At 70.5% G+C, this 24,287-nt stretch carries 21 protein-coding genes and 1 riboswitch; of the genes, 16 read left to right on the forward strand and 5 right to left on the reverse strand.

Going from position 1 to position 24,287, the window contains the following annotated elements; genetic code table 11:
* Positions 1 to 64 precede the first annotated feature (64 nt).
* The 4 genes from coxB to AB0389_RS17540 all read left to right on the forward strand — a co-directional run bounded on the left by coxB (position 65) and on the right by AB0389_RS17540 (position 4,551).
* Positions 65 to 1,027: a cytochrome c oxidase subunit II gene (coxB, locus tag AB0389_RS17525; RefSeq protein WP_366396282.1), complete on the forward strand. Its 963-nt coding sequence runs from the start codon at positions 65 to 67 to the stop codon at positions 1,025 to 1,027.
* Complete coding sequence (gene ctaD, locus AB0389_RS17530) at positions 1,024 to 2,769, forward strand: cytochrome c oxidase subunit I (protein ID WP_366396283.1); 1,746 nt, start codon at positions 1,024 to 1,026, stop codon at positions 2,767 to 2,769. Before coxB ends, ctaD begins: the two co-directional genes overlap by 4 nt.
* Positions 2,766 to 3,164, forward strand: coding sequence for a cytochrome c oxidase subunit 4 (locus AB0389_RS17535; protein WP_366396284.1), 399 nt, complete (start codon positions 2,766 to 2,768; stop codon positions 3,162 to 3,164). Before ctaD ends, AB0389_RS17535 begins: the two co-directional genes overlap by 4 nt.
* A 136-nt stretch (positions 3,165 to 3,300) precedes the next feature.
* Positions 3,301 to 4,551 (forward strand): Ig-like domain-containing protein, encoded by a 1,251-nt coding sequence (locus AB0389_RS17540; RefSeq protein ID WP_366396285.1) that lies wholly within the window; start codon positions 3,301 to 3,303, stop codon positions 4,549 to 4,551.
* Positions 4,552 to 4,616: 65 nt separating this feature from the next.
* On the opposite strand, the gene AB0389_RS17545 is transcribed toward AB0389_RS17540, so the two are convergent.
* Positions 4,617 to 5,018 (reverse strand): hypothetical protein, encoded by a 402-nt coding sequence (locus AB0389_RS17545; protein WP_366396286.1) that lies wholly within the window; start codon positions 5,016 to 5,018, stop codon positions 4,617 to 4,619.
* Between the two features lie 197 nt (positions 5,019 to 5,215).
* Here AB0389_RS17545 and AB0389_RS17550 point away from each other — a divergent pair, with 197 nt between their 5' ends.
* From AB0389_RS17550 to AB0389_RS17575, 6 genes are all read left to right on the forward strand, one after another.
* Entirely contained in the window at positions 5,216 to 5,836 is a 621-nt protein-coding gene (locus tag AB0389_RS17550; protein ID WP_366396287.1) for a heme-copper oxidase subunit III, read from the forward strand.
* 71 nt (positions 5,837 to 5,907) lie between these two features.
* The gene (locus AB0389_RS17555) at positions 5,908 to 6,717 is read left to right on the forward strand and encodes a c-type cytochrome (protein ID WP_366396288.1); all 810 of its coding nucleotides are present in this window, start codon (positions 5,908 to 5,910) and stop codon (positions 6,715 to 6,717) included.
* Positions 6,714 to 7,769, forward strand: a complete 1,056-nt coding sequence (locus AB0389_RS17560) for a Rieske 2Fe-2S domain-containing protein (RefSeq protein WP_366396289.1) — start codon at positions 6,714 to 6,716, stop codon at positions 7,767 to 7,769. Before AB0389_RS17555 ends, AB0389_RS17560 begins: the two co-directional genes overlap by 4 nt.
* Positions 7,766 to 9,400 carry a ubiquinol-cytochrome c reductase cytochrome b subunit gene (locus AB0389_RS17565; RefSeq protein ID WP_366396290.1) on the forward strand — a complete coding sequence of 545 codons (1,635 nt, stop codon included), beginning with the start codon at positions 7,766 to 7,768 and terminating at the stop codon, positions 9,398 to 9,400. The genes AB0389_RS17560 and AB0389_RS17565 overlap by 4 nt, the downstream gene beginning before the upstream one ends.
* A 212-nt stretch (positions 9,401 to 9,612) precedes the next feature.
* Positions 9,613 to 10,677: an anthranilate phosphoribosyltransferase gene (trpD, locus tag AB0389_RS17570; RefSeq protein ID WP_366396291.1), complete on the forward strand. Its 1,065-nt coding sequence runs from the start codon at positions 9,613 to 9,615 to the stop codon at positions 10,675 to 10,677.
* Between the two features lie 103 nt (positions 10,678 to 10,780).
* Positions 10,781 to 10,898: riboswitch (SAM riboswitch) on the forward strand.
* 208 nt (positions 10,899 to 11,106) lie between these two features.
* Positions 11,107 to 12,528: an aminotransferase class V-fold PLP-dependent enzyme gene (locus tag AB0389_RS17575; protein ID WP_366396292.1), complete on the forward strand. Its 1,422-nt coding sequence runs from the start codon at positions 11,107 to 11,109 to the stop codon at positions 12,526 to 12,528.
* Positions 12,529 to 12,562: 34 nt separating this feature from the next.
* On the opposite strand, the gene AB0389_RS17580 is transcribed toward AB0389_RS17575, so the two are convergent.
* Positions 12,563 to 12,844, reverse strand: a complete 282-nt coding sequence (locus tag AB0389_RS17580; protein ID WP_366396293.1) for an Lrp/AsnC ligand binding domain-containing protein — start codon at positions 12,842 to 12,844, stop codon at positions 12,563 to 12,565.
* Positions 12,841 to 13,554 (reverse strand): rhomboid family intramembrane serine protease, encoded by a 714-nt coding sequence (locus AB0389_RS17585; protein WP_366396294.1) that lies wholly within the window; start codon positions 13,552 to 13,554, stop codon positions 12,841 to 12,843. The genes AB0389_RS17580 and AB0389_RS17585 overlap by 4 nt, the downstream gene beginning before the upstream one ends.
* Positions 13,555 to 13,712: 158 nt before the next feature.
* On the opposite strand from AB0389_RS17585, the gene AB0389_RS17590 reads away from it, so the two are divergent.
* The 5 genes from AB0389_RS17590 to AB0389_RS17610 all read left to right on the forward strand — a co-directional run bounded on the left by AB0389_RS17590 (position 13,713) and on the right by AB0389_RS17610 (position 19,282).
* Positions 13,713 to 13,955: a hypothetical protein gene (locus tag AB0389_RS17590; protein WP_114664948.1), complete on the forward strand. Its 243-nt coding sequence runs from the start codon at positions 13,713 to 13,715 to the stop codon at positions 13,953 to 13,955.
* 36 nt (positions 13,956 to 13,991) lie between these two features.
* Positions 13,992 to 15,356, forward strand: a complete 1,365-nt coding sequence (locus AB0389_RS17595) for an NYN domain-containing protein (RefSeq protein WP_366396295.1) — start codon at positions 13,992 to 13,994, stop codon at positions 15,354 to 15,356.
* A gap of 288 nt (positions 15,357 to 15,644) precedes the next feature.
* The gene (locus tag AB0389_RS17600) at positions 15,645 to 16,715 is read left to right on the forward strand and encodes an NlpC/P60 family protein (RefSeq protein WP_366396296.1); all 1,071 of its coding nucleotides are present in this window, start codon (positions 15,645 to 15,647) and stop codon (positions 16,713 to 16,715) included.
* A 232-nt stretch (positions 16,716 to 16,947) separates the two neighbouring features.
* Positions 16,948 to 17,997, forward strand: a complete 1,050-nt coding sequence (locus AB0389_RS17605) for an NlpC/P60 family protein (protein ID WP_366396297.1) — start codon at positions 16,948 to 16,950, stop codon at positions 17,995 to 17,997.
* Between the two features lie 31 nt (positions 17,998 to 18,028).
* Positions 18,029 to 19,282 carry a hypothetical protein gene (locus AB0389_RS17610; RefSeq protein WP_366396298.1) on the forward strand — a complete coding sequence of 418 codons (1,254 nt, stop codon included), beginning with the start codon at positions 18,029 to 18,031 and terminating at the stop codon, positions 19,280 to 19,282.
* On the opposite strand, the gene AB0389_RS17615 is transcribed toward AB0389_RS17610, so the two are convergent.
* Positions 19,239 to 20,486 (reverse strand): glycosyltransferase family 87 protein, encoded by a 1,248-nt coding sequence (locus AB0389_RS17615; protein ID WP_366396371.1) that lies wholly within the window; start codon positions 20,484 to 20,486, stop codon positions 19,239 to 19,241. The two genes, AB0389_RS17610 and AB0389_RS17615, sit on opposite strands and share 44 nt — an antisense overlap.
* Positions 20,487 to 20,565: 79 nt before the next feature.
* On the opposite strand from AB0389_RS17615, the gene AB0389_RS17620 reads away from it, so the two are divergent.
* The gene (locus AB0389_RS17620) at positions 20,566 to 21,720 is read left to right on the forward strand and encodes a glycosyltransferase family 4 protein (RefSeq protein ID WP_366396299.1); all 1,155 of its coding nucleotides are present in this window, start codon (positions 20,566 to 20,568) and stop codon (positions 21,718 to 21,720) included.
* Between the two features lie 595 nt (positions 21,721 to 22,315).
* Here the strand turns inward: AB0389_RS17620 and AB0389_RS17625 are convergent.
* The gene (locus AB0389_RS17625) at positions 22,316 to 24,112 is read right to left on the reverse strand and encodes an AMP-dependent synthetase/ligase (RefSeq protein ID WP_366396300.1); all 1,797 of its coding nucleotides are present in this window, start codon (positions 24,110 to 24,112) and stop codon (positions 22,316 to 22,318) included.
* Between the last annotated feature and the right edge of the window lie 175 nt (positions 24,113 to 24,287).

Below are 24,287 nucleotides of genomic sequence, written 5' to 3' on the forward strand. Positions count from 1 at the left end.
TCGGCGACCGACCAGGAGACGGCCGCAGCCGGCCGCGCGGGCGAGACTCTCGGGAAGGCGCTACGTGAGTCCCAACGGCTCCGACCGCTCGTCGCGGCGCCCGATGCGGCGGAAGCTGCCGCAGGTGCTGACTGCGGGCCTGATCCTCGCGACCGCCACCGGTTGCACATACAAGGACTTCCCCCGCCTCGGAATGCCCACCCCGGTGACGGAGGAGGCTCCACGGATCCTCTCCCTCTGGCAGGGCTCGTGGGCGGCAGCGCTCATCACGGGCGTACTGGTATGGGGTCTGATCCTGTGGAGTGTCTTCTTCCACCGGCGCAGCCGCACCAAGGTGGAGGTCCCCCCACAGACCCGGTACAACATGCCCATCGAGGCGCTGTACACCGTGGTCCCGCTCATCATCGTCTCGGTGCTCTTCTACTTCACCGCGCGTGACGAGTCGAAGCTCCTCGCGCTCACCGCGAAGCCGACCCACACGATCAACGTGGTCGGCTACCAGTGGAGCTGGGGCTTCAACTACATCGAGAACGTGGACGGGAAGAGCACCACCGGCAACGAGCTCCCCAAGGAACTCGACGCCATCCCGGACCGGTTCGTGAAGGCTTTCCCCCAGCACGCCGAGGGCGTCTACGACTACGGCGTGCCCGGCACCCGTAATCCGCAGAACGGCAACCCGGGTCCGACCCTGTGGCTCCCCAAGGGGGAGAAGGTCCGGTTCATCCTCACCTCGCGTGACGTCATCCACTCCTTCTGGGTGGTGCCGTTCCTGATGAAGCAGGACGTCATCCCGGGCCACACCAACGCCTTCGAGGTGACCCCCAACCAGGAGGGCACCTTCATGGGCAAGTGCGCCGAGCTGTGCGGCGCGGACCACTCGCGGATGCTCTTCAACGTCAAGGTGGTCTCCCCGGAGCGCTACCAGAAGCACCTTGAGGAGCTGGCCCAGAAGGGCCAGAGCGGCTACATTCCGGCGGGCATCGCCCAGACGGATCCGGCCAAGAACGCGGAGACGAACAAACTGTGAGCATCCTCAACGAACCTCAGGGTGTCGCCGCGGCAGCCGAGGACTCCTACGAGAACGAGCTGCCGGTACGGCGCAAGCAGCCGGGCAACGTCGTCATCAAGTGGCTGACCACCACGGACCACAAGACGATCGGCACGATGTACCTGGTCACGTCGTTCGCGTTCTTCTGCATCGGCGGGGTGATGGCGCTGCTGATGCGCGCCGAGCTGGCCCGCCCCGGCACGCAGATCATGTCGAACGAGCAGTTCAACCAGGCGTTCACGATGCATGGCACGGTCATGCTGCTGATGTTCGCCACTCCGCTGTTCGCCGGTTTCGCGAACTGGATCATGCCGCTCCAGATCGGCGCGCCCGACGTGGCGTTCCCGCGGCTGAACATGTTCGCCTACTGGCTGTACCTCTTCGGCTCGCTGATCGCGGTGAGCGGGTTCATCACCCCGCAGGGCGCGGCCGACTTCGGCTGGTTCGCGTACTCGCCGCTCTCCGACGCGGTCCGCTCGCCGGGCATCGGCGCGGACCTGTGGATCATGGGTCTGGCGTTCTCCGGCTTCGGTACGATCCTCGGCTCGGTCAACTTCATCACCACGATCATCTGCATGCGCGCGCCCGGCATGACGATGTTCCGGATGCCGATCTTCACGTGGAACGTCCTGCTGACCGGTGTGCTGGTCCTGCTGGCCTTCCCGGTGCTGGCAGCCGCGCTGTTCGCCCTGGAGGCGGACCGTAAGTTCGGTGCCCATATCTTCGACGCGGCCAACGGCGGCGCGTTGCTCTGGCAGCACCTCTTCTGGTTCTTCGGGCATCCAGAGGTGTACATCATCGCCTTGCCGTTCTTCGGGATCGTCTCCGAAGTGATCCCGGTCTTCAGCCGCAAGCCGATGTTCGGTTACATCGGTCTGGTCGCCGCGACGATCTCCATCGCCGGTCTCTCGGTGACGGTGTGGGCGCACCACATGTACGTGACCGGCGGTGTGCTGCTGCCGTTCTTCTCGTTCATGACGTTCCTGATCGCCGTACCGACCGGGGTGAAGTTCTTCAACTGGATCGGCACGATGTGGAAGGGCTCGCTCTCCTTCGAGACGCCGATGCTCTGGACCGTCGGCTTCCTGGTGACGTTCCTCTTCGGTGGTCTGACCGGGGTCATCCTGGCGTCGCCGCCGATGGACTTCCACGTCTCGGACTCGTACTTCGTGGTGGCGCACTTCCACTACGTGGTGTTCGGCACCGTGGTGTTCGCGATGTTCGCCGGATTCCACTTCTGGTGGCCGAAGTTCACCGGCAAGATGCTGGACGAGCGGCTCGGGAAGATTACGTTCTGGACGCTGTTCATCGGTTTCCACGGCACATTCCTGGTGCAGCACTGGCTGGGCGCCGAGGGTATGCCGCGCCGTTACGCGGACTATCTCGCCGCCGACGGATTCACCGCGCTGAACACCATCTCCACGATCAGCTCTTTCGTGCTCGGTCTGTCGATCCTGCCGTTCTTCTACAACGTCTGGAAGACCGCCAAGTACGGCAAGAAGGTCGAGGTCGACGACCCGTGGGGCTATGGCCGTTCCCTCGAATGGGCGACTTCGTGCCCGCCGCCGCGGCATAACTTCGTCACCCTGCCGCGTATTCGTTCCGAATCGCCGGCGTTCGATCTGCACCACCCGGAGATCGTCGCCCTGGAGCAGCTGGAGCACGCCGGTCACGGTGCCGGCTCCGGTGCCCTCACCGATGGCAAGGAGGCCGGTAAGTGAAGATCCAAGGCAGGATGTTCATCTGGCTGAGCTTCTTCATCCTGGCCGTCGCCATCGTGTACGGCGTCTGGTCGAAGGAGCCGGTCGGGACCACGGGGCTCTTCCTGGCCTTCGGCCTGAGCATCATGATCGGGTTCTATCTGGCCTTCACGGCCCGCCGGATGGACTCGCTCGCCCAGGACAACAAGGAAGCCGATGTCGCGGACGAGTCCGGTGAGGTCGGGTTCTTCTCCCCGCACAGCTGGCAGCCGCTCTCGCTCGCGATCGGCGGCGCGCTGCTCTTCCTGAGCGTGGCGGTCGGCTGGTGGCTGGCGTACTTCTCGGCGCCGATGCTGCTGATCGGCCTCTGGGGCTGGGTCTTCGAGTACTACCGCGGCGAGAGCCGCACCCAGTAGGACGCGCGTCACCGGGCCCGCCGATCCGTCGGCGCGCCCGTCCGGGGGGCCCGGACACTCCACCGCGGAGTGTCCGGGCCCCCCGTTTGCGTCACTCGTCGCGCCCACGCCGAGGAATCTTCATACGGTGTGATCCATGACCCACTCGCCACGTCTGCGTACCGTCCTGAGCTGCACCCTGCTGGTCGTGTCCCTCGGGGCGAGCGCGACCGCGTGCGGCAGCAGCAACGACCCCCACCCGCTCTCCACCAAGCCGTACAACGCCACCGGGCAGATCGCCTTCAGCGCGCCCGAGGGCAGCGTCAAGGCCAACCCGGACAAGCCCCTGGAGATCACCGCCAAGAACCGCGACAGCCGGATCACGGACGTCACCGCGGTCGACGTCGGCGGTCACTACCTGGCGGGCGAGCTCACCGCCGACGGCATGCGCTGGCACTCCACGGCCCCGCTGGCGGCCGGCGCCCGCTACACGGTCAAGGTCGCCACCGAGAACAAGGAGGGGGCGCCCGGCAACCGCGTCCTCACCTTCGACACCGCCGCCGCCAAGAAGAAGCTGACGGTCGAGTTCGGCCCGGAGGAGGGCTCGTACGGGGTGGGGCAGCCCCTCACCGCCACCCTCAGCGAGCCCATCAAGTCCAAGGCGGCCCGGGACGTCGTCGAGCGCTCCCTCAAGGTCCGCGCGCCGGGCGCCGAGGAGGGCACCTGGCACTGGGTGGACGACACGGAGCTGCACTACCGGCCCAAGGAGTTCTGGCCCGCGAACTCCACCGTCACCGTCTCCAGCAGCCTCGAAGGGGTGAAAGTCAGCGACAAGCTGTACGGCGGCGCCGTGCAGCCGCTCACCCTGAAGATCGGCAACAAGCTGGAGGCCATCGTCGACGCCTCGGCGCACACGATGACGGTGTACCGCAACGACGAATGGCTCAACACCATCCCGGTGACCACCGGAAAGCCCGGCTTCTCCACCCGCAACGGCATCAAGGTCGTGCTCGGCAAGGAGAGTTTCGTACGGATGCGCGGCACGAGCGTCGGCATCGGCGGCAGCGAGGGGTACGACCTGCCGGTCTACTGGGCCACCCGGGTGACCTGGAGCGGGGAGTACGTACACGCCGCGCCGTGGTCCGTGGGGCAGCAGGGGTCGGCGAACGTCAGCCACGGCTGCACCGGGATGTCCACCGCCAACGCGGCGTGGTTCTTCGAGATCGTCGAGGAGGGCGACATCGTCCAGGTCATCAACAGCATCGGTGATGACATGGAGGAGTTCGGCAACGGCTTCGGCGACTGGAACCTGGACTGGTCGGACTGGCGCAAGGGCAGCGTCGTCCAGGCCGGTGTCAGGGACGGCAGCAGCCCGTCCGACGCGGCCCGGCTGCGTCCCCAGGTCTGACGGGCGGCGCGGGCTCGGGTACGGCGGCGCCGGGCCGCTACGGGCGGCCCGGCGGCGGCCCGGCCTCAGGCGCCGACGGCGAGCCGGGTACGGAGCAGGGAGGCCAGCGCGTCCGCGAAGCCGACCGGCTCGACCGGCAGGGTCACCGCGGTGTCCGCGCGGCTCCAGGTGGCCAGCCAGGCGTCCTGCGGGCGGCCCATCAGCAGCAGCACGGGCGGGCAGTCGAAGATCTCGTCCTTGATCTGCCGGCAGACGCCCATGCCGCCCGCGGGGGCCGTCTCGCCGTCCAGTACGCAGACGTCGACGCCACCCCGGTCCAGCCGCTCCAGCACGGCGGGCAGGGTGGCGCATTCGAGGAACTCGACCGGCGGTACATCGGCGGCCGGGCGACGGCCCGCCGCCAGCCGGACCTGCTCGCGGGTGTTCGCGTTGTCGCTGTAGACCAGCACCGTGGCGGTCGGCTGCATTGGTTCCTCCGTGACATCAGTGTCTGCGAGGGCTCCAGGGCTCCACAGGCCCTGAACCGATGCGCGGATCGTACTCCGTCGGACACCGTGTCAGCACGGGTAAGAACAGCCCTTCGCTGGGCCGTTCGAGCTGCACACGCCCCATGGACACACCGAACGGCACCCCGGGAGTCAGCGCGGGATAAGGGACCGACATAATGTCGGTCGTGGCGACAGCAACGACAGTAGAAACCGGGCACGCGCACCCGTCGGTCAATCGACCGAACCTCACCAGCGTCGGAACCATCATTTGGCTGAGTTCCGAGCTGATGTTCTTCGCGGCCCTCTTCGCGATGTACTTCACCCTGCGGTCGGTGATGGGCGCAGAGCACTGGAAGGAAATGGCTCATGCCCTGAACGTCCCGTTCTCGTTGACGAACACCACCATCCTGGTGCTCTCCTCGCTGACCTGCCAGCTGGGTGTCTTCGCCGCCGAGCGGGGAGACGTGAAGAAGCTGCGAACCTGGTTCGTGGTCACGTTCGTGATGGGCGCGATCTTCATCGGCGGGCAGGTCTACGAGTACACCGAACTCGTCAAGGTGGACGGCATCTCGCTCTCCTCCGACCCGTACGGCTCGGTGTTCTACCTGACCACCGGCTTCCACGGCATGCACGTGACGGGGGGTCTGATCGCGTTCCTGTTCGTGCTGGGCAGGACCTACGCGGCCAAGAGGTTCACCCACGAGCAGGCGACCGCGGCCATCGTCGTGTCCTATTACTGGCACTTCGTCGATGTTGTCTGGATCGGCCTTTTCGCCACGATCTACTTGATCAAGTAGCCCGGGCACGCGCCCGGCGCGCACACAGTCCAGAAGCACCGACGCTGAAGATCCTGACACCGGGGTAATCCGTGAAAAAGCTCTCCGCACGACGACGCCATCCGCTGGCGGCGTTCGTCGTCCTACTCCTCGCGCTGGCGGCCACCGGGGGGCTGTACACCGCGTTCGCGCCCGCGGGCAAGGCGCAGGCTGACGAAACCTCCCAGTCCCTCGCCATCGAGGAGGGCAAGAAGCTCTACTCGGTCGGCTGCGCCAGCTGCCACGGCACCGGCGGTCAGGGTTCCTCTGACGGTCCGAGCCTGGTCGGCGTCGGCTCGGCCGCCGTGGACTTCCAGGTCGGTACCGGCCGCATGCCGGCCCAGCAGCCCGGCGCGCAGGTACCGAAGAAGAAGGTCATCTACTCCCAGGCGCAGATCGACCAGCTGGCCGCGTACGTCGCGTCCCTCGGCGCCGGTCCGATCACGCCGACCAAGGAGCAGTACAACAGCACCGACGCCAACGCCGCCGCCGGTGGTGAGCTGTTCCGTACGAACTGTGCCCAGTGCCACAACTTCACGGGTGAGGGCGGCGCGCTGACACACGGCAAGTCCGCCCCCAGCCTTGAGGGCGTGGACCCGAAGCACATCTACGAGGCCATGCAGACCGGCCCGCAGAACATGCCTTCCTTCCCCGACACCACGATGCCGGAGCAGCAGAAGAAGGACATCATCGCCTACATCAAGGCGGTGAACGGGGACGAAACCCCCAGCCCCGGCGGTCTGTCGCTGGGCGGCCTCGGCCCGGTCAGCGAAGGGCTGTTCGCCTGGATCTTCGGTCTGGGCGCATTGATCGCAGTTGCCGTCTGGGTCGCGGCCCACACCGCTAAGGCCAAGAAGTCATGAGTAGCCAAGAAGAGATCTCAGAGAAAAACCTGCCGAGAGAGCAGGACACCGCGCACGGCGCGGTGGTGGTCAAGGACGATCCGTTCGCGGATCCCGGGCTGCCGGCGCACCAGCCGCGCATCCAGGACATCGACGAGCGGGCGGCCAAGCGGTCCGAGCGCGCGGTCGCCTTCCTGTTCCTGCTGTCGATGGCCGCGACGGTGGCGTTCATCGCCTCGTTCGTGGCGTTCCCGGTCGACAAGAACGTCTTCATCTTCCCGTTCGGCCACGTCAGCATCCTGCACTTCTCGCTGGGGCTGACGCTGGGCGTGGCGCTGTTCTGCATCGGCGCGGGCGCGGTCCACTGGGCCCGTACGCTGATGTCGGACGTCGAGGTGGCCGACGAGCGCCACCCGATCGAGGCGTCGCCCGAGGTCAAGCAGAAGGTTATGGAGGACTTCGCGGCGGGCGCGGCCGAGTCCGGCTTCGGCCGGCGCAAGCTGATCCGCAACACGATGTTCGGCGCGCTGGCCCTGGTGCCGCTCTCCGGCGTGGTGCTCCTGCGCGACCTGGGGCCGCTGCCGGAGAAGAAGCTCAGGTCGACGCTGTGGGCCAAGGGCAAGCAGCTCATCAACATGAACACCAACGAGCCGCTGCGTCCCGAGGACGTCGTCATCGGCTCGCTGACGTTCGCGATGCCCGAGGGTCTGAGCGAGCACGACGAGCACTTCCAGACCGAGATCGCCAAGGCCGCGCTGATGATCGTCCGGATTCAGCCGGACGAGATCAAGGACAAGCGCGAGCTGGAGTGGTCCCACCAGGGGATCGTGGCCTTCTCGAAGATCTGCACCCATGTCGGCTGCCCGATCAGCCTGTACGAGCAGCAGACGCACCACGTTCTCTGCCCGTGCCACCAGTCCACCTTCGATCTCACCGACGGCGCCCGCGTCATCTTCGGACCGGCCGGCCACGCCCTCCCGCAGCTGCGGATCGGTGTGAACGCGGACGGAAACCTCGAGGCGCTCGGCGACTTCGACGAGCCCGTCGGTCCTGCCTTCTGGGAGCGCGGATGAGTACCACGACGGCCACAGACGAGAAAAGCCGCAAGGCGCCCGCCGGTGAGCGGGTCGCCGACTGGGCGGACGGCCGGCTGGGGATCTACTCCCTCGCCAAGGCCAACATGCGGAAGATCTTCCCGGACCACTGGTCCTTCATGCTCGGGGAGATCTGCCTCTACAGCTTCATCATCATCATCCTCACGGGTGTGTATCTGACGCTGTTCTTCCACCCGTCGATGAACGAGGTGGAGTACCACGGCAGTTACATCCCCATGCAGGGTGTGCTGATGTCGGAGGCGTACGCCTCCACGCTGAACATCAGCTTCGACATCCGCGGTGGTCTGCTGATCCGGCAGATCCACCACTGGGCGGCGCTGATCTTCCTCGCCGCCATGATGGTCCACATGATGCGCGTCTTCTTCACGGGCGCGTTCCGCAAGCCGCGCGAGGTCAACTGGCTGTTCGGCTTCCTGCTGTTCGTCCTGGGCATGTTCACCGGGTTCACCGGTTACTCGCTCCCCGACGACCTGCTGTCCGGCACCGGTGTGCGGTTCACCCAGGGCGCGATCCTGTCCGTACCGATCGTCGGTACGTACATCTCGATGTTCCTGTTCGGCGGGGAGTTCCCCGGCGGCGACTTCGTGGCCCGGTTCTACTCGGTGCACATCCTGCTGCTGCCCGGCATCATGCTCGGTCTTGTGGTGGCCCACCTGATCCTGGTCTTCTACCACAAGCACACGCAGTTCGCGGGCCCCGGCCGTACGAACAACAACGTCGTGGGCATGCCGCTGCTGCCGGTCTACATGGCGAAGGCCGGAGGCTTCTTCTTCCTGGTCTTCGGTGTGATCTCGGTCGTCGCCGCGATCGCCACGATCAACCCGATCTGGGCGCTCGGCCCGTACCGTCCCGACCAGGTCTCCACCGGCGCCCAGCCCGACTGGTACATGGGAGCGCCCGAAGGTCTCATCCGGGCGATGCCCGGCTGGGAGATCAACTTCGCCGGACACACGCTCGTCCTCGGGGTCTTCATCCCGCTGATGCTGCTCGGTGTGGTCCTCGGCGCGATCGCGGTCTATCCGTTCATCGAGTCCTGGGTCACCGGCGACAAGCGCGAGCACCACATCCTGGACCGCCCGCGCAACGCGCCGACCCGTACGGCGTTCGGTGTGGCCTGGCTGGTCTGGTACTTCATCCTGCTGGCGGGCGGTGGGAACGACCTCTGGGCGACCCACTTCCATCTGTCGATCAACACGATCACCTGGTTCGTCCGGATCGCGTTCTTCGTCGCGCCGGTCGTCACCTTCATCATCACCAAGCGGATCTGCATCGGCCTCCAGCGGCGCGACGCGGACAAGGTGCTGCACGGCCGCGAGTCCGGGATCATCAAGCGACTGCCGCACGGTGAGTTCATCGAGGTGCACACCCCGCTGGACCAGGGCGCGCTGCACACGCTCACCGCGCACGAGCAGTACAAGCCGGCCGAGCTGGGCCCGACGGTCGACGAGAACGGTGTCGAGCGCAAGGTCTCGCCCGTCGAGAAGGTCCGGGTCAAGCTCAGCAAGGGCTTCTACGGCGAGGGGAACCAGCTGCCCAAGCCCACCGCCGAGGAGTTCCAGGAGATCCAGAGCGGCCACGGCCACCACTGATCCCACCCGGCCTCACCGAGGTCGCCACCACCGAGGGCCCCGGCCCGGTCTCCCGCGAGGGAACCGGCCGGGGCCCTCGGCGTTTCCGGTACGCGTCCGCTTGATCTCCGTCCGGAGTGCGGGCAGGCGTCTTACGTGCCGGGCGTACGCCGATAGGCTGGCCCCGGGTCCTCGCGGGCCCGCGTACCCGTCCCGGAGACCAGGAGCGAGCGATGAGCGCTGTTACCCCCGTCGGAGGCGACCCCGTGGCGGACCGCACCTGGCCGGGTGTGCTGAACGCCCTGCTGGACGGTGCCGATCTGAGCGCCGGCGCGACCGCCTGGGCGATGGACCGGATGATGAGCGGCGAGGCCACCGACGCGCAGATCGCCGGGTTCGCGGTGGCGCTGCGGGCCAAGGGCGAGACCGTCGAGGAGATCAGCGGTCTGGTCCGGGCGATGTACGGGCACGCCCGGCTGATAGAGGTTCCCGGCCGGACCGTCGATGTCGTCGGCACCGGCGGCGACGGCGCCAAGACCGTCAATATCTCCACCATGTCCTCGATCGTCGTCGCGGGCACCGGCGCGAAGGTCGTCAAGCACGGCAGCCGCGCCGCGTCCTCGGCGAGCGGGGCCTCCGACGTACTGGCGAAGCTCGGCGTCAATCTGGAGCTGACCCCGGAGCGGGTGGCCGAGGTCGCCGAGGAGGCGGGCATCACCTTCTGCTTCGCGGTGAAGTTCCACCCCGCCCTGCGCCATGTGGGGGCCGCGCGCGGCGAGCTGGGCATCCGTACGGTCTTCAACTTCCTTGGCCCGCTGACCAATCCCGCCCGGGTACGGTCCCAGGCGACCGGTGTCGCCGATGCCCGGATGGCGCCGATCGTCGCCGGGGTGCTGGCCGAGCGGGGCTCGTCCGCGCTGGTCTTCCGGGGCGACGACGGACTCGACGAGCTGACCACCACGGCCACCTCCCGGGTCTGGGTCGTCCGGGACGGCAAGGTCACCGAGCAGGCCTTCGACCCGCGCGACGTCGGGCTGTCCCTCGTCCCGGTCGAGGCGCTGCGCGGCGCGGACGCGTCGTACAACGCGGATGTCGCCCGCCGGCTGCTGGCCGGCGAGACCGGGCCCGTACGGGACGCCGTCCTGCTCAACGCGGCGGCGGCGCTGGTGGCCCTGGACCCGACCGACGACGCGCTGGAACTCCAGCTGGCGGCGGGCATCGCCCGCGCGGCGGAGTCCATCGACTCGGGCGCGGCGGCGCGCTCGCTGGCCCGCTGGGTGAGCGCGAGCAACGCCTGACGGCAGGGTGAGGTGAGGCGTTACGGGACGGGGGTGGCTTTTCCGTCCCGTATCGCGGACAGCTGTTGGGCGGTCCGGCACGCTGTGCCATACTTTCGCCCAAGGTCATGAGTGACAGCGATTTAGGCCCCGGCTCGCTGTCCGGCAACCCTCCGTCCGTGGCGGGGTGCCCCGGGTGAAGACCAGGCCGTAGGCAGCGAGGTCTACGGCAAGCGCGGACCCCTTGTGCCTTTGGGGTCCTGGTCCTCAAGGGAGCAGTCTCGTGAGCAAGCGAATGCGTTAGGGCTGTTACGCCCCCTCTTCACCACACCTCCGCACGGTGATCTCCGTGTGTCGAGGCATTCCCCGCGCCAACGTCATGGCTCCGCCATGCCCGCCCGCGGGTTCCTGAAGCCGCCATTCCGCCTTGTCCTGCCGGGAGATACCGCCATGTCCGCATACCCGAACGCCACCGCCACTGCCACCGCCGGCTCCGCGCCCCCCTCCGACGACCCCGCCTGTGGCGCGCCGCTCCCGGTGCTGGGGCGGGACGTGACCGTGCCGCTCGTCACCGGTGGCGAGGTCGGCTACGCGGCCCTGGACTACGCGGCCAGCGCCCCGGCGCTCCAGCGCGTGTGGGACGACGTCGCCGCGTACGCCCCGTACTACGGCAGCGTCCACCGGGGCGCCGGCTATCTCTCGCAGCTGTCCACGGACCTCTTCGAGAACAGCCGCCGCACGGTCGCGGAGTTCCTCGGCTGCCGCCCGGACGACCAGGTCGTCTTCACCCGCTCGACCACCGACTCGCTGAATCTGCTGGCCGCCGTGGTCCCCGACGGCTGCCAGGTGTTCGTCTTCGAGACGGAGCACCACGCCTCGCTGCTGCCGTGGCGGGACGCCCTGGTGACCTACCTGAACGCTCCCCGTACCCCGGCCGAGGCCGTCGCCACCCTGGAGCGCGCGCTCGCCTCGCGCGACCCGAAGGGGCCGGCGCTGGTCTGTGTCACGGGCGCGTCCAATGTGACGGGCGAGCTGTGGCCCGTGCGGGAGCTGGCCGCCGCCGCCCACGCGCACGGCGCCCGGATCGTGCTGGACGCCGCTCAGCTCGTACCGCACCACGCGGTGGACATCGCCGAGCTGGATGTCGACTGGATCGCCTTCTCCGGGCACAAGCTGTACGCGCCGTTCGGCTCCGGGGTCCTCGCGGGCCGCGCCGACTGGCTGCGGGACGCCGAGCCGTATCTCGCGGGCGGCGGCGCCAGCCGCAAGGTCGCGCGCCGGGCCGACGGCGGCGTGGACGTCGACTGGCACACCACGGCGGCGCGCCACGAGGCCGGTTCGCCGAACGTCATCGGGGTGTACGCGATCGCCTCGGCCTGCAAGGCGCTGACGGAGGCCGGCTTCGACGCGCTGTCGGCGCGCGAGCAGGCGCTGGTGGCGCGGGTGCGGGCGGGGCTCGCCGAGGTGCCCGAGGTGAAGGTGCTCTCCCTCTTCGGGGACGACGCGCCGCGGGTCGGGGTGCTGTCGTTCGTCGTCGAGGGGTGGAACAGCTCGCACTTCGCCGCCGCGCTCTCGGCGGAGTACGGCATCGGGGTACGGGACGGGCTGTTCTGCGCGCACCCGCTGGTGCGGACGCTGCTGGGCAGCGACCCGCAGGACCCGGGGGAGTGCGGCGCGCCGGAGGCGGAGCCGGGCGAGCGCTCGCTCAACGCGATCCGGGTGAGCTTCGGCGCGGGGACGCCGGACGAGCACGTGGAGCGGTTCGTCCGGGCGGTGCGCGAGCTGGTCAGCGACGGCGCCCGGTGGAACTACCGCACGGAGGACGGCCGGTGCGTCCCGGACCGTAACGGCGCCGCGACGGCCGCCGCGTAACGCGTACGTACGTACGTACCCGCCGGAGGCGGTCCTACGCGTCGAGTCCGATCGCGAAGGCCGCCTCCAGGTCGTGCTGCGAGTACGTACGGAACGCGACGTGGGTGTCGGTGGCCTCGACGCCGGGGATCTTGCTGATCCGGCCGGGGATGACATCGGCGAGATCGTCGTGCTTGGGTACGCGCACCATGGCGATCAGGTCGTACGTACCGGTCACCGAGAAGACCTCGCTGACGCTGTCGAGCGAGGCGATGGACTCGGCGATCTCGGGGATCCGGTCGACGCTGGTCTTGATGAGCACGATCGCGGTGATCACGGTTGGCGTTCTCCCTCGGTGGCCCCGGTCTGTCCGTGCACTCTATCGGTACGCCAGTAACGCACCCAGGCGTAGCAGAAGCCGGCGCCGAACCCCACCAGATGCGCGAGGTAGGCGACCCCGGGGCCCTCGCCCGCGCCGCGCAGGGCCAGCCACTGGAGCGCGAACCAGAAGATCAGCACGGACCAGGCGGGGAAGCGCAGCGGCAGGAAGAGCAGGAACGGGAAGAGACTGGTGACCCGGGCCCGCGGGAAGAGGTAGAGGAAGGCGCCGAGCACCCCCGAGATCGCGCCGGAGGCGCCCACCAGGGTCTGCGCGGAGCCGGCGTTGGCCGCCGCGTACGCGAAGAGGGCGAGATAGCCGACGCCGAGGGAGAAGAGCAGGAAGTGCGCCCGGCCCATGCGCTCCTCGGTCATCGCCCCGAACACATGCAGGAAGAGCATGTTGCCGAGCAGGTGCAGCCAGCCGCCGTGGACGAAGAGCGCGGTGAGCGGGGTGAGGAGGGTACGGGCGGAGGCGCCGCGCATCAGCTGGTCGGGGATGACGCCCCACCGTTCGAAGTAGGCGCTCTGGGCGGCGCGGAGCGCGTCGCCGTCGCCGTACCCCGGACGCAGCCCGGAGACCGGGCTGAGCAGGAAGGCCAGCACGCAGACGCCGATCAGCCCGTAGGTCACCACGGGTCCGCGTGCGAGCCTCCGCCATGAGATCACGGACAGAGCATGGCGTACCGGGACCCTTCGGTACAGAGCGCCTCGCCGCCCCGCGGGGTGCCCCTGAGGCCTTAGGGTTGCCGGATGCCATCCGCGGTTCGACGTCGCGCCGCGGGGCACCCGCACCAAGGACGATGGAAAAGGACGGCACGATCACGATGACGACGGTTCCGCAGCCCACGGCCACCACCCGATGGCGCTGCACCTTGTGCGGCAATCTGACCCGGTTCGATGTGACCCGGTCCTCGAAGTCCGTCGAGTACGTCCATCTGGACCTGGCCGGGGAGCCTAAGGTCGAGGAGCGCGAGGTGGTCAGTGAGACCATCGAGTCCGTGCGCTGCCGCTGGTGCAACGCGGTGGATCAGATCGAACTGGTGGACAGGCCGGGCGCCGGTTCCTGAGGGAGCCGCCCGAAAGGGGTAGTGGGGTGACGGATCGTGGAGCAGCCCACGGGCGGTGCTGAGCCGGCCGGCGCGGCCGGCGGTGACGCCGTGGAGGCGCTCGACCGCCCCCTGCCTGACGGGGTACGGCGCCGGGTCGTGGCGCTGGTCTCTGAGGCCTTCGGCGGTCTGACCGTCACGGAGCTGCCGGCGCAGCTGCGCCAGTACGCCCGCTTCACCCCGAACCGGCGGACCAAGTTCGCGGGCAACGCGATGGCCGCCGCCCTGGAGAGCGACGCGGTGTTCCGGGGCCGGATCGGGGAGCGCATCGCCCAGTCCCAGCCGGAGCTGGCCGCGGCCCTGGAGTCGGGATCGCCGCCGGCCGCCGCGGATCCGGTCGACGTGGCCGCCGCCGCGTATGTCCTGAGACCACCCGGATGGGTGAAGCTGGTGGCCGCGGCGGGCGAGGAGGCACAGCGGGCGGACGCCGAGCGCGCCGACGAGGAGACCCGGCGGGAGCTGGAGCGGCTCCGCGAGGAGCTGGCCGTCGCCAGGGCGCTGACGAAGAGCGACACCGAGCGGCTGCGTACGGAGCTGGAGGCGGCCCGCAAGGAGGCCGAGTCGCTCCACCGCAAGCTGCGCAGCGCGCAGAGCGATGTGAAGCGGGGCGAGGCCGCGCTGCGCCGTACGGCGGCGGAGGCCGAGGCGCTGCGGGCCGAGAGCGCCGCCCAGGTGTCGGCGGCCGAGAGCGAGACGCGCCGGGTCAGGGCGCGGCTGGCGGAGGCGGAGGCGTCGGTGGAGGCGAGCCGCCGGGCCGTGCGCGAGGGCCGGTCGGTGGAGGACATGCGGCTGCGGCTGCTGCTGGACACGGTGCTCGAGTCGGCGCAGGGGCTGCGGCGCGAACTGGCGCTGCCGCCGGCCGCCAGCCGCCCGGCCGATACGGTCGACGCGGTGGAGCCGGGCCGGATGTCCCCGAAGGACGTGGCGGCCCGCGCGCTCTCCGAGACGGATCCGGCGCTGCTCGACCAGTTGCTCGCGCTGCCGCAGGCGCATCTGATCGTGGACGGCTACAACGTCACCAAGACCGGTTATCCCACGATGCCGTTGGAGAAGCAGCGGCTGCGGCTGCTCGGCGGGCTGGCGATGCTGGCGGCGCAGACGGGCGCGGAGATGACCTGTGTGTTCGACGGTGCGGAGCTGGCGGCGCCGGTGCTGCTCGCGCCGCCGCGCGGGGTGCGGGTGCTGTTCTCCAAGCCGGGGGTGACGGCGGACGAGCTGATCCGCCAGCTCGTCAGGGCGGAGCCGCCCGGCCGGCCCGTGGTGGTCGTCTCCACCGACCGGGAGGTCGCGGACGGTGTGGCGAAGGCCGGTGCCAGGCCCGTCGCGTCCGCGCTGCTGCTGAAGCGGCTTTCGCGCGTATAGCGGGGTATTGGAGCGGTCCTGCGGGCTTTGGTCAACTCCTGCGGCCAATGACCGAATTGGTCGCACATTGACAGAGCGCAGCGTCAAATGTCCATTACTGCCTGTGTGGTGGCTGTAAATAATATGCGTCGTGACCGACTTTTTTCTGGTGAGGATTTGAACTGATCACAAGAAGGTCACTAGGGTCATGCCTCGAACCTTCGCGCGGTTGATCACCCATTCGGGGTGGCGGCGAAGTAACCGTCGACCGTGGCCCGGTGGACGGCTGAGGAGAAGGAGCTCGCCTCCGTGGGGTCCCACCGTCGTCCCAAGCAGCCGAGCCGCGCACGGGTGACCGTGCTCACCACGGTCGCCGCCGCCGCTGTCGCTCTTACGTCCCAGGCCGCCCAGGCCGACCCGAAGCCGAGCAAGGCAGACGTCAAGGAGAAGGTCGACAAGCTCTACGACGAGGCGGAGGTCGCCACCGAGAAGTACAAGGCCGCCGAGGACTCGCAGGACAAGCTCCAGAAGGAAGTCAAGGCCGTCCAGGACAAGGTCGCCCGCGGCCAGGACGAACTGAACGAACTGCGCGACGGCCTCGGTGCGATCGCCAGCTCCCAGTACCGCACCGGCGGCATCGACCCCGCCCTCCAGCTCTTCCTCTCCTCGGACCCGGACTCGTACCTGGAGAACGCCTCCGCGCTCGACCAGGTCAGCGCCAAGCAGGCCGAGGCCCTCCAGCAGGTCCAGTCGAAGCAGCGGACCCTCGCGCAGCAGCGCAAGGAGGCCCAGTCCAAGGTCAACGACCTCGCGGAGACCCGCAAGGAACTGGGCAAGAAGAAGGACGAGGTCAAGGCCAAGCTCGCCGAGGCGCAGCGGCTGCTCAACTCCCTCACCGCCGCCGAGCGCGCCGCGATCGCCAAGGCCGACGAGGAGCGCGCCGCCGCCGACCGCGCCAGCCGCGACAGCACCCGCACCACCTCCTCGACCGGCTCCACCACCCCCGACCTCGGCAGCTCCGTGCCCGCCTCGCAGCGCGCCTCCGCCGCGTTCGCCGCCGCGCAGAGCAAGATCGGCTCGCCGTACGTCTACGGCGCGAGCGGCCCCAGCACCTTCGACTGCTCCGGGCTCACCTCGTGGGCGTACGCGCAGGCCGGCGTCTCCATACCCCGTACCTCCCAGGCCCAGGGCGCCTCCGGTGCCCACCTGTCGATGAGCCAGCTCCAGGTCGGCGACCTCGTCATCTTCTACGGGGACCAGCACCACGTCGGTTTCTACGCGGGCAACGGCCAGGTGCTGCACGCCCCGCGCACCGGCACCGTCGTGCGCTACGAGTCGATCAACAACATGCCGTTCCAGTTCGGCGTCCGGATCGGCTGACCCGCCGACGACACCGCCCATTCGAGGGAAATCCCGCGTCTTCCGCTGACGCCGCGCCCCGTCGATGACCTTGTGGTCTTCGACGGGGCGTCACTTTGTGTACGCGAGGCGGTCGTTGGCCGCTCCGTGGTCGCCCGGCTACTGTCTGCTGCGCGCGGCCCCGGTGAGCGGTCCGCCCGTCGGGCGGCACGGGCCGCGTCAGTGCGTACAGCGGAAGGGAGTTCGGCTTCCTGTGGTGTCCCATCGCCGTCCCACCCAGTCAGGACCCACTCTCGGGGCCCGGGTCAGCGCCATCTCCGCCGTCTCCGCCGCGGCGGCCACGGCGGCGGCGCTCGGCGCGGCCCCGGCCAGCGCCGACCCGGGGCAGAGGCCCGAGGTCACCAGCGCCACGGTCGACCGGCTCCTCGCCGACGCGGAGCGGGCCACCGAGCAGTACAACGCGGCGGACGAGCGGACCCGGCGGCTGCGTACGCTCGTGGACGAGGCACAGGACAGGGCGGCGCGCGGCCAGGAACAGGTCAACACCATGCGCGGCGCGCTCGGTTCGCTGGCCGTCGCCCAGTACCGTTCGGGCGGCATCGACCCGTCGCTGGCCCTGCTGCTCTCCTCGGACCCCGACAGCTATCTCGACAAGGCAGCCGTACTCGAACGGGTCGGCCAGCGCCAGTCGGGAGCCCTGCGGGAACTCCAGCAGGCCCAGCGGCAACTGGGGCAGGTACGGAAGGAGGCCGCCCGCGACCTCACCGAACTGGAGCGCAGCCGGACCGCGGTCGCCCGCCACAAGCGCACCGTCGAGGGAAAGCTCGCCGAGGCGCGCCGCGTGCTGGCGGCCCTGCCCACCGCCGACCGCGGCGCCTACGACCGGTCCTCCCGCTCGGACCGCGGCGACCTGGACGGCGGCGCGTTCGGCGGCGGCCTCTCCGCCACGGGCTCCTCGGCCCGCGCCACGTCCGCCGTGCGCGCGGCGGCGGGCGCGGTCGGCCGGCCCTATGTGTGGGGCGCCAACGGCCCCTCGGGATTCGACTGTTCCGGGCTCACCCAGTGGGCGTACGGACAGGCGGGCATCGGCCTGCCGCGCACCTCCCAGGCCCAGCGGTACGCGGGCCGCCAGGTGCCGCTCTCGCAGGCGCTCCCCGGCGACCTCGTCGCGTACCGCGCGGACGCGAGCCACATCGCGATGTACGTGGGCAACGGCCAGGTCATCCACGCGCCCTACCCGGGCGCGCCGGTGCGCTACGACCCGGTCGGCATGATGCCCGTCTCGTCGGTCACCCGGATCTGACGCGGTCCGCGGCGTCGGTACGATCGGCCGGATGGCGGGCGAGCGGGCGGACGAAGGACCGGAGCGGCACGGGCTCCGCCGGCGGGCTGTCCTGCCGGCGCTCGCCGCGCTCCTGCTGCCGGCCGCCGCCTGCACGGCCCCGGCACCGGCCCCGGCGGCCGGCACCGCCACGGACGCGATCCGCCGGCTCCTCGACCGCCGGGCCGCCGCCGTACTCGACCGCGACGAAGCGGCCTGTCTCGCCGTCCTCGACCCGCGCGCGGACGCCCTGCGCGCCACCGTACGCGCCGAGTTCGCGAACCTCGCCGAACTGCCGCTCCGCTCCTGGAGCTACCACCTCACCGACGTACGGCGCACCGGCGCCCGCGCCACCGTCCGCGCCGAACTGCGCTACCGGATCACCGGCTACGACACCGCTCCCGTCGCCACCCCCCGCGCGCTGACCCTCGCCGAACGCGACGGCCGCTGGTACGTGACCGGCGACAAGGCCGGCGCGGGCGGCGCCGAACAGCTCTGGCAGCAGGGCAGGGTACGGGCCGTGACCGGCGCCCGGAGCCTGGTCCTCGGCGTCGGGCAGGACGAGCGGCTGCTGCGCCGGATCGCCGCCACCGCCGACCGGGCGGTCCCCGCCGTCGACGGCGCCTGGCCGGACTCCTGGGCCCGCCGGGTGGTCCTGCTCGTACCGGCCTCGCGGAGGGCCATGGCGGCGCTGCTGGGGGCCGCCGAGGACGGCTACCGGTCCATCGCCGCCGTCACCACCGGCGAAACGGGCGGTACGGGCGCCACGCCCGCCGACCGGATCATCGTCAACCCCGACGCGTACGGCGAACTCAGCGACCTCGGACAGGGCGTCGTCCTCACCCACGAGACCACCCATGTGGCCACCCGCGCCGCCACCACGCCCGCCACCCCCACCTGGCTCTCCGAAGGCTTCGCCGACCATGTCGCCTACCGCTCCACCGGCCTCACCGCCGCGCGGATCGCGCCCGAACTCCGGCGCGCCGTCCGCCGCGACGAAGCCCCCGCCGCCCTGCCGCCCGACACCGACTTCGCCTTCAGCGGCGACGCCGACCGGCTCGCCAGGGCGTACGAGAGCGGCTGGCTGGCCTGCGAGCTGATCGCCGACCGGTGGGACGAGCGGACGCTGACCGCCTTCTACCGGACCGTCGGCGCGCACCCCGGCCGCGCGGGCGCGGTGGCGCGGGCGGCCCGCGACGTCCTCGGCACCACCGAGGCGGAGTTCACGGCGCGCTGGCGCGACTACGTACGGAAGCGGCTGGCCTGACCCCGTCCGGAGAACACTCCGGCTCCCGCTCCCGCACCGTCGCGCGCCACAGCACACGGCAGGCGGTCACCGTTGCCGCCACCAGCAGGCCGTTGCGGACGAACAGCAGCGTCACACCCAGCGGACGGCCCGCCACCACCTGATCGAAAAAGAGCGGGAACTCCAGCTGCGTCACCGCCGTCGCGGCCAGCACCAGAGCGGCGGGCAGCGCCATCCGGCCCGGCCGCAGCGTCAGACACACCGCCGCCAGCCCCACCAGCCACAGCATGTACTGCGGGCTGATCACCCGGCTCACCGTCGTGAACAGCAGCACCGCCGCGAACGCCGCTTCCGGCACCACCGCGGCGGTCAGCCCGCGCGCCCGCAGCCGCCACACCAGCAGCCAGCCGAACGACAGCACGGCGAGCGCCAGCGCCAGCCGGCTCACCAGCGGCACGTACGGCCCCGCGAACTCCACCGAGCCGTAGCTGAACAGCACACTCCCCTCCCAGCCGAAGTGCCGCGCCACCTGGAAGACCAGCGCCCCCAGCGACTCGACCTCCGTACCCCGGTCACGCTGGTACGTGAGGAACGTCAGCGCGCCCGGCATCGCCACGCAGCACCCCGCCACCACCGCGCCCGCCGTGACCGCCGCCGCCGTCCACGCCCGCCGCGTCACCCGGCCGCGCGCGGTCCCCACCAGCAGCAGCGCGGGCCATACCTTCAGCACCGCCCCGAACCCGGCGAGCGCCCCCAGCAGCCGGGGCCGCGCCGCCCCCGCGAGCAGCGCGCCGACCGCGACGGCGGTCACCATCAGGTCGTAACGCGCGTACGCCGTCGCGCCGAGCAGCGGCACCCCCGCGATCCACACCCACACACCACGCATCGACCGGCCGGCCGCCCCACCGGCCCGGACCAGCAGGCCGAGCACCACCGCGTCGCACAGACACACCAGCACGAAGAACGCCGACGCGTAGCCCAGGAACGGCAGCGCCGCCGGAGACACCACCGCCAGCGCGGCGGCCGGCGGATACTGCCAGGTCACATCCCCCAGCGGATACGTGCCGGTGCGCAGCACGTCGTACCAGCCCCGGTAGATCACCGACACATCGCTCGTCACATCGGGCCCCGGCACCGTGACGACCTTGAAGACACACAGCAGCAGCGCCGCCCTGGTCAGCGACCACACCGCGACCGCGATCCACGTACCGCGCGCACCCGCCATGCTCATCCCGTCATGATGCCGGGCGCCGTGCGACGCCGGGCGGGCGCCGCGCGGGGCGCGCCCGGTACTGTCGGCCGGGATGCGCAAGACACTGATCGTGACCAACGACTTCCCGCCGCGGCCGGGGGGCATCCAGGCCTTCCTGCACAACATGGCGCTGCGCCTGGACCCCGAACGCGTCGTCGTCTACGCCTCCACCTGGAAGCGCGGACGGGAAGGCGCGGAGGCGACGGCTGCGTTCGACGCCGAACAGCCCTTCGCCGTCGTCCGCGACCGTACGACCATGCTGCTGCCCACCCCAAGAGTTACCCGGCGGGCCGCCGGGCTGCTGCGGGAGCACGGCTGCCGGTCCGTCTGGTTCGGCGCGGCGGCCCCGCTCGGTCTGATGGGGCCCGCGCTGCGGCGCGCGGGCGCGGAGCGGCTCGTCGCCACCACCCACGGCCACGAGGCCGCGTGGGCGCAACTGCCGGGCTCCCGCGCCCTGCTGCGGCGTATCGGCGAGTCCACCGACACGATCACGTACCTCGGCGAGTACACGCGCTCCCGGATCGCCGCGGCGGTGACGCCCGCGGCGGCGGCGCGCATGGTCCAACTCCCGCCCGGCGTCGACGAGAAGACCTTCCACCCCGACTCGGGAGGCGCGGCCGTACGCGCGGCGCTCGGCCTCACGGACCGGCCCGTAGTCGTCTGCGTCTCCCGCCTCGTCCCGCGCAAGGGCCAGGACACCCTGATCCGCGCCCTGCCCGCGATCCTCGCCCGCGTCCCCGGCACGGTCCTGCTCGTCGTCGGCGGCGGCCCGTACGAACGCGACCTGCGCCGCCTGGCCGCCGAGACTGGCGTCGCCGCGTCCGTCCACTTCACCGGCGCGGTCCCCTGGGCCGACCTCCCGGCCCACTACGGCGCCGGCGACGTCTTCGCGATGCCCTGCCGCACCCGGCGCGGCGGCCTCGACGTCGAGGGCCTCGGCATCGTCTACCTGGAGGCATCCGCGACGGGCCTCCCGGTCGTCGCGGGCGACTCGGGCGGCGCGCCCGACGCGGTCCTCGACGGCGAGACGGGCTGGGTCGTCCGCGGCGGCCCGCCGGAGACAGCCGCGACGGAGTCGGCGGAACGGATCGTCACCCTGCTCCAGGACGCGGAGCTGCGACGGCGGATGGGGGAGCGGGGGCGGGCCTGGGTCGAGGAGAAGTGGCGCTGGGACACGCTGGCGGAGCGCCTGCGGCGGCTTCTGTAGCCTCCCGCCGGGCCGCCTCCCGGCGAGGGGCCGTGGTCTGTTTTGGGCTCGGCCCGGTGCGGGCCTGCGGGTGCTGGTCGGGGGCCGGGGTCCGTCTTGGGCTCGGCCCGATGCACACCTGCGGGTGACGGCCGGGGGTACGGGTCTGTTCGGGCTCGGCCCGGTGGGTACGTGCGGGTTGTCGCCGGGTGCCCCTCCGGGGGCACGTGCCCGGACTGCACGATTTACGCCGCGTGCGGGCCGGTACGCAGGGCGCGGGTTTCGTTCAGCGGCACAAATCGCGCTTTACGTCCGGACACATACCCCCTGCGGTGCCCCCTTCCCCGCCCGCACAGACCCACCGGGCTCGGCCCGGGATGTTCGTGCGCCGGCCGTCCACCGACCGGAGGGGGCCGGGGTCGCAGGAGGTGACGTCCCCGGATGTAGAGCGTGATTTGTGCCGCTGCACGCACCCGCAGTCGAAGAACGCCGCCGCACGCGGCGTAAATCATGCATCCGGGGATGCGCCTCCGGAGTGCCCCGGCCCCCGGCACAGACACCACCGGCCGCACCCCGCAACCGCACCACCAAGCCCACGGCCCCTCGCCGGGAGGCGTCACCGTTGGTACAAGACCTCGATCTCCTCCGCGAACTCCCGCGTCACCACGTTCCGCTTCAGCTTCAGCGACGGCGTGATGTGCCCCGCCTCCTCCGTGAACTGGGTCGTCAGGACGCGGAACTTGCGTACCGACTCCGCCTTCGACACCGCCGCGTTGCCCTCGTCCACCGCCCGCTGGATCTCCGCCAGCAGCTCCGGGTCGTCGTGGAGCGTCGCCGCCGTGGCGTCGGCGGGTTTGCCGTGGTCGGTGGCCCAGCGGGTGAGGAACTCCTCGTCGAGGGTGATCAGCGCGCCGACGAACGGGCGGCCGTCGCCGACGACCATGCATTCGGCGACGAGGGCGTGCGCGCGGATGCGGTCCTCGATGACGGCGGGGGCGACGTTCTTGCCGCCGGCGGTGACGAGGATCTCCTTCTTGCGGCCGGTGATGGAGAGGTAGCCGTCCTCGTCGAGGGTGCCGATGTCGCCGGTGTGGAACCAGCCGTCGGTGAGGGCTTCGGCGGTCGCCGCCTCGTTGTTCCAGTAGCCGGCGAAGAGGTGGTCGCCGTGGAGGAGGATCTCGCCGTCGTCGGCGATCCGCACGACGCTGCCCGGCAGCGGCTGGCCGACGGTGCCGATCTTCTGCCGGTCCCAGGGGTTGAACGCGGTCGAGGCGCAGGACTCGGTGAGGCCGTACCCCTCCAGGACGGTGAAGCCGATGCCGCGGAAGAAGTGGCCGAGGCGCTCGCCGAGGGGCGCGCCGCCGGAGATGGCGTACTCGCCGCGCCCGCCGAGGACGGTGCGGAGCTTGACGTAGACGAGACGGTCGAAGACCGCGTGGCGGATCCGCAGGCCGAGGGAGGGGCCGCGCGGGGTGGACAGCGCGCGGCTGTACTCGATGGCGGTGCGTGCCGCGCGGTCGAAGATCGCGCCTTTGCCGTCGGCCTGGGCCTTGGCGCGCGCCGCGTTGTAGACCTTCTCGAAGACGCGGGGGACGCCGAGGATCAGGGTCGGCCGGAACGTGGCCAGTTCCTCGGTGAGGTTCTTGATGTCGGGTACGCAGCCGAGCTTGATGGGGGCCATCACGGCGGCCACCTCGACCAGCCGCCCGAAGACGTGCGCGGCGGGCAGGAAGAGCAGGATGGAGCACTCGCCGGTGCGGAAGAGGGGCTTGAGGCGCTCGACGGCGTTGCCGCACTCCGCGAAGAAGCTGCGGTGGGTCAGCACACAGCCCTTGGGGCGGCCGGTGGTGCCCGAGGTATAGACGATGGTCGCCGGGTCGTCCGCCTTGGCGCTGGTGGCGCGGGCGTCGGCGGTCTCGTCGGGGATCTCCGCGCCCGCCTCGACGAGCCGGTCCACGCCGTCCTTGTCGATCTGCCAGACGTCGCGGAGGCCGGGCAGGTCCTTCCGTACGGATTCCAGTGTCGCCGCGTGGCCGTCGCTCTCGACGATCGCGGCGACCGCGCCGGAGTCACCGAGGATCCACTGGATCTGCTCGGCGGAGCTGGTCTCGTACACCGGTACGGTGACCGCGCCCGCGCTCCAGATCGCGAAGTCGAGCTGTACCCACTCGAAGCGGGTACGGGACATCAGCGCGACCCGGTCGCCGGGCTGGATGCCCGCCGCGATCAGACCCTTGGCCGCCGCGCGCACCTCGGCGAGGAACTGGGTGGCGGTGACGTCGGTCCAGACGCCGTCCACCTTGCGGCCCATGACCGCCACATCGGGATGCTGCACGGCGTTGCGCCGGATGAGATCGGTCAGATTGCCGTCCGAGGGGACCTCGTACAGTGCCGGAAGGCTGAACTCGCGCAAATCTGCTGCTCCTCATCGGGCGCCGGCGACACGGCTCTGTGCGCACGGGCTGCGGGCCACTGGACTGCCCGGACGTTACCCATCGGTACGCGCCCACCGATAGGGGGTCCTGACCGATGTTCCCCGCGTCACACGGTTACGACGGTACCTCGCGCACCGTGATCCGTGCGGTGCG

Origin of the sequence: Streptomyces sp. NPDC093109 (assembly GCF_040701725.1) — a bacterium.
Classification (GTDB): Bacteria; Actinomycetota; Actinomycetes; order Streptomycetales; family Streptomycetaceae; genus Streptomyces.

Coding starts and splice junctions, on each gene's coding strand:
- AB0389_RS17590 (WP_114664948.1), top strand. CDS start 13,713: ATGACGACGGTTCCGCAGCCCACGGCCACCACCCGATGGCGCTGCACC.
- AB0389_RS17540 (WP_366396285.1), top strand. CDS start 3,301: ATGACCCACTCGCCACGTCTGCGTACCGTCCTGAGCTGCACCCTGCTG.
- AB0389_RS17620 (WP_366396299.1), top strand. CDS start 20,566: ATGCGCAAGACACTGATCGTGACCAACGACTTCCCGCCGCGGCCGGGG.
- AB0389_RS17615 (WP_366396371.1), bottom strand. CDS start 20,486: ATGGCGGGTGCGCGCGGTACGTGGATCGCGGTCGCGGTGTGGTCGCTG.
- AB0389_RS17545 (WP_366396286.1), bottom strand. CDS start 5,018: ATGCAGCCGACCGCCACGGTGCTGGTCTACAGCGACAACGCGAACACC.
- AB0389_RS17560 (WP_366396289.1), top strand. CDS start 6,714: ATGAGTAGCCAAGAAGAGATCTCAGAGAAAAACCTGCCGAGAGAGCAG.
- AB0389_RS17550 (WP_366396287.1), top strand. CDS start 5,216: ATGTCGGTCGTGGCGACAGCAACGACAGTAGAAACCGGGCACGCGCAC.
- AB0389_RS17575 (WP_366396292.1), top strand. CDS start 11,107: ATGTCCGCATACCCGAACGCCACCGCCACTGCCACCGCCGGCTCCGCG.
- AB0389_RS17610 (WP_366396298.1), top strand. CDS start 18,029: ATGGCGGGCGAGCGGGCGGACGAAGGACCGGAGCGGCACGGGCTCCGC.
- trpD (WP_366396291.1), top strand. CDS start 9,613: ATGAGCGCTGTTACCCCCGTCGGAGGCGACCCCGTGGCGGACCGCACC.
- AB0389_RS17565 (WP_366396290.1), top strand. CDS start 7,766: ATGAGTACCACGACGGCCACAGACGAGAAAAGCCGCAAGGCGCCCGCC.